We start from the raw sequence: 14,206 nt of genomic DNA on the forward strand, positions 1-14,206 counted from the left end.
TTGGACCGGCTGGACAACGGCGGGAACGGTACGGAACGCGGCACTGCCGCCGCCGACGGGAGCCTGTTCCCCCTGTCGCCCGCGCAGCTGGGTATCTGGTACGCCCAGCACGTAGACCCGCAGGTACCGGTGACCATCGCCCAGTACGTGGAACTGCACGGCGAACTGGATGTCGACACCCTGACCAGGGCGAGCCTGGATGCCTCCCATGAGCTCGGTTCCGGCTTCCTGCGGATCACCGAACGCGACGGCGAACCACTGCAGTTCATCGATCACGGCATCGCCGAATACGACCGGGTCTCCTATGTGGACCTGCGCGACGCCGCCGATCCGGTGGCGGCCGCGCAGGAATGGATGCGCGCCGAATACAGCACCCCGCTGGAGCTGACCGAGGCCCGCCTCGTCGTCTCCGCGGCCCTGCACCTGGGCGAGGACCACTGGTACTGGTACTCGCGGGCCCATCACATCGCGCTCGACGGCTACGGCGCGATGAACAATATGAACCGGATCGCCGAGCTGTACACGGCGTACATGCTCCGGACGGACGTGGCGCCGTCCAAGGCCGCGGATCTGCGCACCCTGTACGACCAGGAGATCGCCTACCGCGACAGCACCCGGTTCGAATCGGATAAGCGGTACTGGTCCGAACGGGTCGCGGGGCTGGAGGAGGGCACCGGCCTCACCGGCCGCTCGGCCGCGCCCGCAGCCCGCAACGGTATCTCGCAGGCCGCGCTCGGTGACGAGCAGAACGCCCTGCTCACCGCGGCCGTCCAGCGCTACGACTCCTCGCCCGCGCAGGAACTGCTGGCGGCGTTCGCGGCCTATCTGGCGCAGTGGAACAACGTCTCGGATGTGATCCTCAGCCTGCCGGTGACGGCGCGCACCACCGCGCTGATGCGCCGCTCCGGTGGCGTCTCGTCGAACATCGTGCCGCTGCGGCTGCACATCGGGCCCGAAACCACCATTGCCGACCTGCGCAAACAGGTGCAGCTGGAGGTGTCGGGGGCGCTGCGTCATCAGCGCTACCGGCACGAGGACATCCGCCGCGATTCCGCCGGCGAGGGTGTGGTGACCACGGAGTTCTTCGGTCCGTGGGTGAACATCATGCTGTTCCAGGACGAGATCCGGCTCGGTGCGACGGTCGGCAGCATCCAGGTGCTGTCCACCGGCAGTATCGAGGATCTGGGCGTCAACTTCTATCAGTCGGTCGGCGGCACGCGGTCCCATATCGACTTCGAGACCAACCCGAACCTGTATTCCGAGGACGAGGCCCGCCGGCATCATCTGCGGTTCCTGGAATTCTTCGACCGCTACCTGGCCGCCGAGGCCGAGGAGCGGCTGTGGCGGCTGGATATCACCACCGCCGCCGAGCTCGAGCAGACCACAGGTGAGTGGAACGACGGGGCGCACGAGGTCCCGGTGACCACCCTGCCCGCCCTGCTGGACGCCCAGCAGGAGCGGACGCCGCAGCGAACCGCCCTCACCTACGAGGGGACGAGTCTGTCCTACGCCGGGTTCGGAGCCCGGGTGAACCGGCTGGCCCGCAAGCTGATCGCCGAGGGCGTGGGCCCGGAATCGCTGGTGGCGCTGGGTATGCGCCGGTCGCCGGAACTGGTCGTGGCCATGCACGCGGTGCTGCGCGCGGGCGGCGCCTATGTGCCGATCGATCCCGATCACCCGGCCGAGCGCACCGCCTACATTCTCGACAGCGCCGATCCGGTCTGCGTGCTCACCGTCACCGCCGACGAATTCGACCTGCCCGATTCGGTGCGGGTGCTGGCGGTGGACACCCTCGACCTCGAAGAGTTCGCCGAGACCCCCGTCACCGATGCCGAGCGGCTCGCGCCGCTGCGTCCGGACAACACCGCCTATGTCATCTACACCTCCGGCTCCACCGGCCGGCCCAAGGGCGTGGCGGTCACCCATCACGCCATCGTCAACCAGCAGCTGTGGATGCTCGACGAATACGGTTTCACCGCCGACGACGTCTACCTGCAGAAAACCGCCACCACCTTCGACGTCTCGCTGTGGGGTTACTTCCTGCCGCTGATGTCGGGCGGTGAACTGGTCCTGGCCACCCCCGACGGTCACCGGGATCCGGTGTACGTGGCCGAGACCATCGCCCGGCACGGAGTGACGATCACCGACTTCGTGCCGTCGATGCTCACCGTGTTCGCCGGGCACGCCACCCCCGAACAGTGCGCGTCGCTGCGCGCGGTGTTCGTGATCGGCGAGGCGCTGCCTCCGGAGACCGTGGTCGCGATGCAGGCGGTCACCGACGCCGGTATCCACAACCTCTACGGCCCGACCGAGGCCGCCGTCTCGGTGACCTACTGGGAGGCCACCGGCTCGGAAACGGGTTCGGTGCCCATCGGTATCCCGGAGTGGAACGTCGGTGTCCAGGTTCTGGACTCGCGGCTGCGGCCCGCCGCGGTCGGCGCCGCGGGTGAGCTGTATCTCTCGGGCCGGCAACTGGCCCGCGGCTACGTCGGGCGCCCCGATCTCAGCGCCGATCGTTTCGTCGCCGACCCGTCCGGTGTCTCGGGCGAACGGATGTACCGCACCGGCGACCTGGTGCGCTGGAGCGCCGACGGGCTGCTGGAATACATCGGCCGTACCGACTTCCAGGTGAAGTTCCGCGGCCAGCGTATCGAGCTCGGCGAGATCGAAACCGATCTGCTGTCGCATCCCGCGGTGAGCCAGGCCGTCGTGCTGGTGGTGGATACCGCCACCGGCCAGCAACTCGCCGGATATGTGGTGCCGGCGCCGGGACACGGCGTCGAACCCGCCGAGCTGACCCGCTTCCTGGGCGAGAAACTGCCCGCCTATATGGTGCCGGCCTCGCTGATGGTGCTGGCGGCGCTGCCGCTGAACACCAGCGGCAAACTGGACCGCAAAGCCCTGCCCGAACCGGTGTTCGCGGCCGACGCGGCCGCCTTCCGGGCGCCGCGTACCCAGGCCGAACAGGTCGTGGCGGCGATCTTCGCCGATGTGCTGGGGCAGCGCCAGGTCGGTGTGGACGACAACTTCTTCGATCTCGGTGGTAACTCGCTGGTCGCCACCCAGGTGGTGTCGCGGGTCAGCGCGGCGTTCGGGATCCGGCTCGGGGTGCGGACGCTGTTCGAGACCCCGACGGTGGCCGGGCTCGCGTCCCGGGCGGAGCACAGCGAATCCGGTGCGTCGGCGCAGGCCCGGCCGCCGCTGGTGGCCCAGCGGCTGCCCGAACGGGTGCCGCTGTCGCTGGCGCAGCAGCGGATGTGGTTCATCAACCAGTTCGATCCCGCCGCGCCCACCTACAACCTGCCGTTCGTGATCCAGCTGCGCGGGCATGCCGATATCGCCGCGCTGCAGGCCGCGCTGATGGATGTGATGGAGCGGCAGCAGTCGCTGCGGACCGTGTTCCCGGAATCCGGGGACGGCGGGTTCCAGTCGGTGCTGCCGATCGCGGAGGTCGCGCTCGATATCGATGTCGAGCCGATCGACGAATCCGAACTCGCCGCTGTCCTGGGTGAATTCGCGGCCACCGGCTTCGACGTCACCCGGGAACTGCCGATCCGGGTGCGCGTCTACGAGGTGACCGGCGGACGCTCCAACGGAACGCCCGAACACGCGGTCGCCTTCGTCGTGCACCACATCTCGGCCGACGGTTTCTCCTTCGGCCCGCTGGCCCGCGATGTCGCGGCGGCCTATGTGGCGCGGGCCGCGGGCGAAGCGCCCGGCTGGGCGCCGCTGCCGGTGCAGTACCAGGACTACAGCATCTGGCAGCGGGAACTGCTGGGTTCGGAAGACGATCCGGACTCCATGGCCGCCCGCCAGATCGAGTACTGGCGGGACGCCCTGGTCGGCCTGCCCGATCAGCTCGACCTCCCGGCCGACCGGCCGCGCCCCGCGGTGCAGAGCTATCGCGGCGCGCAGCAGCGGTTCACGATCGACGCCGAACTGCACGCGCAGCTTTCGGCGCTGGCCCGGCAGAACGGGTCCACGCTGTTCATGGTGCTGCACGCCGCGCTGGCGGTGCTGCTGTCCCGGCTGTCGGGCACCTCCGATATCGCGATCGGCACCCCGGTGGCCGGCCGCGGTGAGCAGGCGCTCGACGATCTGATCGGAATGTTCGTCAACACCCTGGTGCTGCGGTCGGACGTCGACGGCGCCCGCGGTTTCGACGAATTCCTCGGCGATACCCGCGAAACCGATCTGTCGGCGTTCGCGCATGCCGATGTGCCGTTCGAACGGCTCGTCGAGGTCCTCAACCCGGCGCGCTCCCAGGCGCGGCATCCGCTGTTCCAGGTCATGCTGTCGATGCAGGATATGGCCTACGGGACGCTGGAACTGCCGGGTCTGTCGGTGAACGCCGCCGAACTCGAGGTGCCGATCGCCAAATTCGATCTGCTCTGGACCCTCACCGAACAGCGGGACGCCCAGGGCGAACCGGCCGGTATCGCGGCGGCGCTGTCGTACGCCACCGATCTGTTCGACGAGGCCACGGTCGTCGATTTCAACCGGCGTTACGAGCGGGTGCTGCGCGAGATCGTGGGCCGCCCCGGTATCCCGCTGCGCGATATCGAGATCCTGGACGCCGGTGAGCGGGCCACGGTGCTCGACCACTGGAACGCCACCGCGCATCCGGTATCCGAGGCCGCCACGGTGCTGGACCTGTTCTACGCGCAGGTGCGCCGGAATCCGGACGCGACCGCGCTGATCTACGACCCGGGCGAGGAATCGGCCGGGGAGTTCGGCGAGGCCGGCGAGCTGACCTACGGCGAATTCGCGGCCCGGGTGAACCGGCTGGCCCGCCGGCTCGCCGAGGCCGGTGTCGGACCGGAGACCCTGGTGGCGGTCGGTATCCGCCGCTCGCTCGATATGTTCGTCTCGCTCTACGCGGTACTGGCCGCGGGCGGCGGATATGTGCCGATCGACCCCGACCATCCGGTGGAACGCACCGAATACGTGCTGGCGAGTTCCGATCCGGTGGTCGTACTCACGACCGCGGCCGACGCCGACGTCGCGGGGGACCGGCCCGCTCTGCTGGTCGACGAACTCGATCTCGGGTCCTACGCGGACACCGAACTCACCGTCGCCGACCGGCGCGGAACCGTCCACCCGGACAACACCGCCTATGTGCTGTACACCTCCGGTTCCACCGGCCGCCCCAAGGGTGTGGCGGTGAGCCATGCCGCGATGGTGAACCAGATCTCGTGGAAGATCGAGTACAGCGGTATCGGCGCCGAAGACATCGTGCTGCACAAGACCCCGGTGACCTTCGACGCCTCGCTGTGGGAGGTCTACGCGGGCCCGATCGTCGGGGCCCGGGTGATAGTCGCCGTACCGGACGGTCATCGCGACCCGCTGTACCAGTCCGAGGTCATCTGGCGGCACCGGGTCACCATGACCTCGTTCGTGCCGTCGCTGCTGTCGGTGTTCACCGCGACCGCTCCCGCGGCCGAATGCACGTCACTGCGCAAGATCTTCGTCGGCGGCGAGGCGTTCGCGCCCGGCACCGTGACCCAGTTCCGCCGCTTCGGGCAGGCCGAGGTGGTCAACCTCTACGGTCCGACCGAGTTCACCGTCAACTCCACCGCGTGGACGGTGCCCGGCGGCGAACCGGATTCGGTGCCGATCGGCCGCCCGGTCTGGAACACCCGTGCCTACGTACTGGATTCGGCGCTGCTGCCGGTTCCGGCGGGTGTCGCGGGTGAGCTGTATCTGGGCGGCGTCCAGATGGCGCGCGGCTATCAGGGCCGCGCCGAACTCACCGCGGAACGTTTCGTCGCCGATCCCTTCGGCGCCCCCGGGGACCGCCTCTACCGCACCGGCGACCTGGTGCGCTGGGCCTCCGCCGGTGACGGCGGGCCCGGAGTGCTCGAATACATCGGCCGCACCGATTTCCAGGTGAAATTCCGCGGCCAGCGCATCGAACTCGGTGAGATCGAGGCCGCGCTGCTGGACACCCCGGCGGTCCGGCAGGCCGCCGTCCTGGTGATCGACACCGTGGCCGGTGATCAGCTCGCCGGCTATGTGGTCGCCGATTCCGGCGCCACCGGTGAGGATCTCAAGGACGCGCTGCGCCGCCGGTTGCCCGAGTACATGGTGCCGTCGGTGGTCGTAACGCTGGATGAGTTCCCGCTCAACGCCTCCGGCAAGCTGGACCGGGCCGCGCTGCCCACCCCGCTGTTCGAGGTGCGCGAATTCCGTGCCCCCACCACGCCGATCGAGGAGATCGTCGCCCAGATCTTCGGTGATGTCCTGGGCCTGCCCCGGGTCGGCGCCGACGACGATTTCTTCGATCTCGGCGGTAACTCGCTGATCGCCACCCAGGTGGTGTCGCGGCTCGGTATCGCGCTGGACACCCGGGTGCCCGTCCGGATGCTCTTCGAGGCGCCCACGGTCGCCGCGCTGGCCGGGCGGGTGGAATCCCATACCGGCGACGGCGCGTTCCAGGCGCTGGTCGCGCGCACCCGTCCCGAGCAGGTGCCGCTGTCGCTGGCCCAGCAGCGGATGTGGTTCCTCAACCGCTACGACACCGAATCCGCGGTCAACAACATCCCGGTCGCGATCCGGCTGTCCGGGGAACTCGATGTGGCGGCACTGCAGGTCGCGGTGATCGACGTGATCGACCGGCACGAATCGCTGCGTACCGTGTTCCCGGAAACCGGCAGCGCCCCGGTGCAGGTGATCCTGGACGCCGCGCAGATCGTGCCCGACCTGACCCCGGTGCCGGTCACCGAGCACAATCTGCTCGATCATCTGATCGAGCTGGCCACCATGGCCTTCGACGTGACCACCGAGGTCCCGCTGCACGCCCGGCTGTTCGAGATCAGCGATACCGAGTACGTGCTCGGCATGGTGGTGCACCATATCTCGGCCGACGGCTGGTCGATGGGACCGCTGGCCCGCGATGTGATGGTCGCCTACGCCGCGCGGACCAGCTGGGAACAGCCCGCCTGGGCCGAACTGCCGGTGCAGTACGCCGATTACGCGCTGTGGCAGCGTGAGGTGCTCGGGTCCGAGGACGATCCGAATTCGCTGATCGCCAAGCAGATCCGGTACTGGAAACGCGAACTGGCCGATCTGCCGGACGAACTGATGCTGCCCGCCGATCGGCCGCGCCCGGCCGTATCGTCGTTCCGCGGCGGTACCCATACCTTCGTGATCGCGCCCGATATCCAGCGCCGTCTGGTGGAACTGGGCCGCGCGCACAACGCGTCGCCGTTCATGGTGGTGCACAGCGCGCTGGCCGTGCTGCTGGCCCGGCTGTCCGGGATGACGGATGTCGCCATCGGTACGCCGGTGGCGGGGCGCGGTGAGGCCGCCCTCGACGATCTTATCGGCATGTTCGTCAACACCCTGGTACTCCGCACCGAGGTCGACGGGGCGGTGTCGTTCTCCGAACTGCTGAGCCGGGCCCGCAATGCCGACCTGCAGGCGTTCGCGCACGCCGATGTGCCCTTCGAACGGCTCGTCGAGGTGCTGAACCCGGCGCGTTCGCAGGCCCGCCATCCGCTCTTCCAGGTGGCGCTGTCGTTCGAGAACCTGCCCGATCGCAATTTCGAACTGCCCGGGTTGCGGGTGGCGCCGGTCGATTTCGATATCGACCTGGCCAAATTCGATCTCGCGCTGACGCTGCGCGATGTCGGCGGTTCCCTCGACTCCGGCATGCTCGGCGAATTCTCCTTCGCCCGTGATCTTTTCGACGACGAGACCATCCACTCGATGGCCGAGCGTTTCGTGCGGGTGCTCGAGCAGATCCTCGAACATCCGCACAGTCCGGTCGCCGAACTCGAACTGCTGGACGCACCGGAACGCACCGATCTGCTGAGCCGCTCCGGCGGTCCGGCGCAGCCGCCGCGGACGCTGGCCGAGCTGATGGGCGAGGCCGCGGCGGCCAACCCGTACGGCCAGGCGGTCGTGGCCGGTGACCGGTCGCTGACCTACGACGAGCTCGATACCGCCGCCTCCCGGCTGGCGCGGGTGCTGATCGCCCGCGGCGCGGGTCCGGAGACCCTGGTGGCCGTGGCCGTGCCGCGGTCGATCGAATCGGTGCTCGCGGTATGGGCGGTGGCCCGCACCGGCGCGGCGTTCCTGCCCGTGGACCCGGCCTATCCGGCCGACCGGATCGCCCATATGATCTCCGATTCCGGTGCGCACCTGGGCATCGCACTGGACGCCGAGGTGCACGCCCTGCCGCCGATCGGCGGCGGCGAATGGCTGGTACTCGACGATCCGGCCGTGGCCGAGGAGATCGCCGCGGCTCCCACCCGGCCGGTCACCGACACCGACCGGCTCGCGCCGCCGCACGCCGACCAGCTCGCGTACGTGATCTACACGTCCGGCTCCACCGGTCTGCCCAAGGGCGTCGCGGTGAGTCATCGCGGTCTGGCCAACTTCGCCGCCGAGCAGGTGGAGCGCTACGGCCTCACCTCCGATACCCGGGCCCTGGCCTTCGCGTCCCCGTCCTTCGACGCCTCGATCCTGGAACTGCTGCTGGCGGTCGGTAGCGCGGGCGCGCTGGTCGTGGTGCCTCCGGGGACCTACGGCGGTGAAGAACTCGGTGAGCTGATCGCCCGGGAGCGGGTCAGCGTCGGCCTCATCACGCCGTCGGTGCTGGCCTCGCTGGACCCCGCCGACCTGGCCGCGATGCGGGTCATCATCGCCGGTGGTGAAGCGGTGTCGGCGGATCTGGTGGCCAAATGGTCGGTCACCCGGAACCAGGCCACCGGGCGGCGGTTCCACAATGCCTACGGCCCGACCGAGGCCACCGTCGCCACCAATATCAGCGACCGGCTGCTGCCCGGTGATCCCGTCACCATCGGCGGTCCGGTGCGCGGTATGCGCGCCCTGGTCCTCGACGACTATCTCGAGCCGGTGCCCGAGGGCGTGGCCGGGGAACTCTATGTGGGCGGAATCCAGCTGGCCCGTGGCTACCTGGCCCGGCCGGGGCTGACCGCCGCCCGGTTCGTCGCCGACCCCCACGGCGGCGCGGGCGAACGTCTCTACCGCACCGGGGATGTGGTGCGCTGGCGGCGGGACGCCGCCGGCCACCCCGTGGTCGAGTACGTGGGCCGTAACGATTTCCAGGTCAAGATCCGCGGTTTCCGTATCGAACTCGGCGAGATCGACGCCACTCTCGGCGCGCACTCCGATGTCGATTTCGCGGTGACCGTCGGGCACCGGATGGAAACCGGCTCCACCGTGCTGGTGTCCTATGTGCGGCCGGTACCGGGCCATTCGGTCGATACCGCCGCGCTCACCGCGCATGCCGCCGAGCGGCTGCCCGCGTACATGGTCCCCACCGCGATCATGGTGCTGGCCGAGATCCCGCTGACTCCCGCCGGCAAACTGGATCGCCGGGCGCTGCCCGCCCCCGAACTCGTCGCGCGCGAATTCCGCGCGCCGCAGACCCCGGTCGAGGAACTGGTCGCCGGTATCTACGGCGAACTGCTCGGTGTCGACCGGGTCGGCGCCGACGACGATTTCTTCGATCTCGGCGGTAACTCGCTGATCGCGACCCAGGCCACCGCGCGGCTGGCCGCCGCTCTCGACGCCGAGGTCGGCGTCCGCATGCTGTTCGAGGCGCCCACCGTCGCCGGTCTGGCCGCGCGGGTGAGTTCGCACGCCGGCACCTCGCTGCGCCCGGCGCTGCTCGGACCGCGGCCCCGGCCGGAGCGGCCGCCGCTGTCGCTGGCCCAGCAGCGGATGTGGTTCCTCAACCGCTTCGATATGGGTTCGGCGGCCAACAACATTCCCGCCGCGGTGCAGTTGAGCGGTGAACTCGACCTCGTCGCGCTGCGCGGCGCGATCGCCGATCTGGTGGCGCGGCACGAATCGCTGCGCACGGTCTACCCCTCGCACGAGGGCGTCGGCTACCAGCGGGTGCTGCCCGCCGGGCAGGCGGTGCCGGATATCGACGTGGTCGATATCGCCGCGGACGGTGACGAAGCGGTCGCGCCGACCGGTGAACTGGTCGCCGCGCTCACCGAATTCGCCTCGCGCGGTTTCGATGTGACCGCCGCGCCGCCGGTGCGGATGCGGGTCTACCGCCGCGGGCCCGGCGAGCATGTGCTCGTGGTGGTCGCGCACCATATCGCCGCGGACGGTTTCTCCATGCGGCCGCTGGTCCGCGACCTCGTCACCGCCTATATGTCGCGGACGGCCGGCGAGGTCCCGGCGTGGGCGCCGCTGGCCGTGCAGTACGTGGACTACGCGCTGTGGCAGCGCGAGACCCTCGGGTCCGAGGAGGACCGGCGGTCGCTGATCTCGCGGGAACTCGAGTACTGGCGTACCGAATTGGCCGGTCTGCCCGAGGAACTGCGGCTCACCCCGAAACCGCGTCCCGCCGAACCGGCCAACCTCGCCGGAACCCACCGGTTCCAGCTGCCCGGGCATCTGGTCGATTCGCTGAACGAGGTCGCCCGGGCCAACGGCACCACCCTGTTCATGGTGGTGCACGGGGCCTACGCGGCGCTGCTGGCCCGGCTCAGCGGTACCGGCGATATCGCCGTGGGTATCCCGGTCGCGGGCCGCGGTGAGCAGGCGCTCGACGATCTGGTCGGTATGGTCGTCAACACCCTGGTGCTGCGTACGCAGGTGGATCCGGGGATGACGTTCGCCGAACTGCTCGGCCAGGTCCGCGAACACGATCTGGCGGCGTTCGCGCACGCGGGCGTGCCGTTCGAGCGGCTGGTCGAGGTACTGAACCCGGTCCGGTCGCGGGCCCGGCATCCGTTGTTCCAGGTGATGCTGTCGTTCCAGAACCTGGGCCGCGCCTCGCTGGAACTGCCCGGTCTGACCGTCACCGAACTCGCGATCGAATCGCCCACCGCGAAATTCGATCTGCAGCTCACCCTGAGTGAACAGCCGGACCCGTCCAGCGAGATGGACGCCGAACTCGTCTACAGCACCGATCTGTTCGACGCCGATTTCGCTCGTGCCTTCGCGCTGCGGTTCGGCCGGGTGCTGCGTGCGATCGCCGCGGCGCCGCACGCCCCGGTCGGCGATATCGAACTGCTCGAACAGACCGAGCGGCTGCGCATCCTGGACCGGTGGAACGCCACCGAGTTCCCGGTGGACGCCGCGCTGACCACCCCCGCCGGCGATGCCGCCGCCACCCTGGTCGCGGTGTTCGAGGCGCAGGCCGCCCGGACCCCCGACTCCGTCGCGGTGAGCTTCGAGGGGACGAGTCTGTCCTATGCCGAGTTCGCCGCCCGGGTGCACCGGCTGGCGCGCCGGCTGATCCAGGACGGTGTGGGGCCGGAATCGTATGTGGCGCTGGGAATGCGGCGCTCCATCGATCTGGTGGTCGGTATGTACGCGGTGCAGGCCGCGGGCGGCGCCTACGTGCCGCTGGATCCCGATCACCCCGCCGAGCGCATCGAGCACATCCTCGAGACGGCGCGCCCGGTCTGCGTGCTGACCTCCGGTGCCGATCTGGAGACCACCGCGGCGCGGCAGCTGCGTATCGACACCCTGGACGCGAGCGAGTTCTCCGACGAACCGCTGACCGACGCCGACCGGCACCGCCCGTTGCGCCCGGACAACACCGCCTACGTCATCTTCACCTCCGGTTCCACCGGCCGCCCGAAGGGGGTGGCGGTATCGCATGCCGCCATCGTCAACCGGCTGGTGTGGATGCACGCCGAATACGGTCTGGCCGCCGACGATGTGGTGCTGCAGAAGACCCCCGCGACCTTCGACGTCTCGGTCTGGGAGTTCTTCTGGCCGTTGCAGGTCGGCGCCCGGCTGGTGGTCGCCAAGCCCGACGGGCACCGTGATCCGGTGTACCTGGCCCGGCTGATCGACGCCGAGCAGGTCACCACCGTGCACTTCGTGCCGTCCATGCTGTCGGTGTTCGTGGGCGCGGTCGCCGCCACCGCCGAACCCGGTGCGCTCGTCTGCCCGAGCCTGCGCAATGTCTTCGCCTCCGGTGAGGCGCTGCCCGCCGCGACCGCGCAGCGGATGCGCGAACTCACCGGCGCCCGGCTGCACAACCTGTACGGACCCACCGAGGCCGCGGTCGATGTGACCTTCCACGAGGTCACCGATGCCGATACCGCGTCGGTGCCGATCGGCGCGCCGGTGTTCAACACCCGGCTCTACGTGCTGGATTCGCGGCTGCGGCCGGTTCCGGTGGGTGTCCCGGGTGAGCTGTATCTGGCGGGCGCGCAGCTGGCGCACGGCTACGTCGGCCGCCCCGACCTCACCACCGACCGCTTCCTCGCCGATCCCTTCGGTTCCGGCGACCGGATGTACCGCACCGGCGATCTGGTGGCGTGGAACGCCGCCGGGGAACTGGACTATCTGGGTCGTACCGACTTCCAGGTGAAGCTGCGCGGTCTGCGTATCGAACTCGGCGAGATCGAGGCCCATCTGACGGGGCTGGACGCGGTCGCGCAGGCGGTCGTGGTGGTGCATACCGACGCCCGCACCGGTGAGGCGCTGGTGGCGTACCTGGTCGCCGAACCCGGCCGGACCGTCGACACCGCGTCCGTGGCGGCCGAACTGGGCCGGTCGCTGCCGGCGTATATGGTGCCCGCGGTCTACCTGGTGCTGGACTCCTTCCCGCTGAACGCCTCCGGCAAGCTGGATCGCCGGGCGCTGCCGGAGCCGACCTTCACCGCGGCGGTGTTCCGCGCCCCCGCGACTCCCATCGAACAGATCGTGGCCGCCACCTACGCCGATGTGCTGGGCACCCAGCGGGTGGGTCTGGACGACGATTTCTTCGCCCTCGGCGGCAACTCGCTGGTCGCCACCCAGGTCGCGGCGCGGCTCGGCGCCGCCCTGGACACCGAGATCGGGGTCCGGGTGCTGTTCGAGGCGCCCACCGTGGCGGCCCTGGCCGCCCGGCTGGAGACCTCGGCGGGCGCGGGCGGCCGCGCGCCGCTGGTGGCCCAGGAGCGCGGCGAGCCGGTGCCGCTCTCACTGGCCCAGCAGCGGATGTGGTTCCTGAACCGCTTCGACAACCGGACCGCGGTGAACAACATCCCGGTCGCGGTCCGGCTCACCGGCACCCTGGATCTCGACGCGCTGCGCGCCGCGCTGGCCGATGTGGTGGAGCGGCACGAGGTGCTGCGGACCGTCTACCCCGAGGCCGACGGAATCGGGCAGCAGCGCGTGCTGGCGCCCGCCGAGGTGGACCTCGCGATCGAACCGGAGCGGGTCACCGCGGCCGGTCTCGCCGACCGCGTGCTGGAACTCGCGGCGGTGTTCTTCGACGTCACCGCCGAACCGCCCTTCCGGGCGAGCCTGCTGCGCGTCGACGACAGCACCCATATCGTCGTGCTGGTCGCCCACCACATCAGCGCCGACGGTTTCTCGCTGCGGCCGCTGCTGCGCGATCTGGTCGTCGCCTATACCGACCGGCACCGCGGTATCGCGCCCGCCTGGGAACCGCTGGCCGTCCAGTACGCCGACTACACGCTGTGGCAGCGTGCTGTGCTGGGTTCGGAGGACGACCCGGAATCGGTGGCCGCCAAGCAGGTCGGTTACTGGACCGAGCGGCTGCGCGATCTGCCCGATCAGCTGGAACTGCCCGCCGACCGGCCGCGCCCGGAGATCGCCTCGGCCCGCGGCGCCACCTACGACTTCAGCGTGGACGCCGAACTGCGCGCCACCCTCGAGGAACTGGCGCTCGCGCACGGCACCACGCTGTTCATGGTGATGCACGCGGCACTGGCGACCTGGAGCGCCCGGCTCTCGGGCAGTGCCGATATCGCCATCGGCACTCCCATCGCCGGCCGTGGTGAACAGGCCCTCGACGATCTCGTCGGCATGTTCGTCAACACCCTGGTCCTGCGCACCGAGGTGGATCCGGCGACGCCGTTCGCCGATCTGCTGGCCCAGGTCCGCCGGACCGATCTGGCGGCGTTCGCGCACGCCGATGTGCCGTTCGAGCGGCTGGTCGACATCCTGAGCCCGGTGCGCTCGCAGGCGCACCACCCGCTGTTCCAGGTCGCGCTGACCTTCGAGGCCGCCTCGGCCGCCGATATCGGTACCGTGACGCTGCCCGATATGGAACTGTCCGCGGTCGAATTCGACCCGGGCACCGCGAAATTCGATATCCAGCTGACCGTCGGGACCGCGGGCGCGGCCGACGGCGGGCTGCGGATGCAGTGGGCCTACGCCACCGATCTGTTCGATCCGGAAACCGTCGCGGCCTTCGCCGACCGGCTGCTGCGGGTGTTGCGCAGTATCGCCGACGAACCGGGCCTCG

1 protein-coding gene (only partly in view) is annotated in these 14,206 nt (G+C 69.8%); it reads left to right on the plus strand.

Features of this window, described 5'->3' with window-relative positions:
• The coding region annotated (locus ACZ6SF_RS12850) for a non-ribosomal peptide synthase/polyketide synthase (protein WP_466062215.1) crosses the window boundary (this coding region is incomplete at its 3' end): on the plus strand, positions 1–14,206 show 14,206 of its 28,901 nt. Its footprint extends 14,695 nt past the window's final position.

The sequence above is a fragment of the Nocardia sp. NPDC049935 genome, from assembly GCF_055586645.1.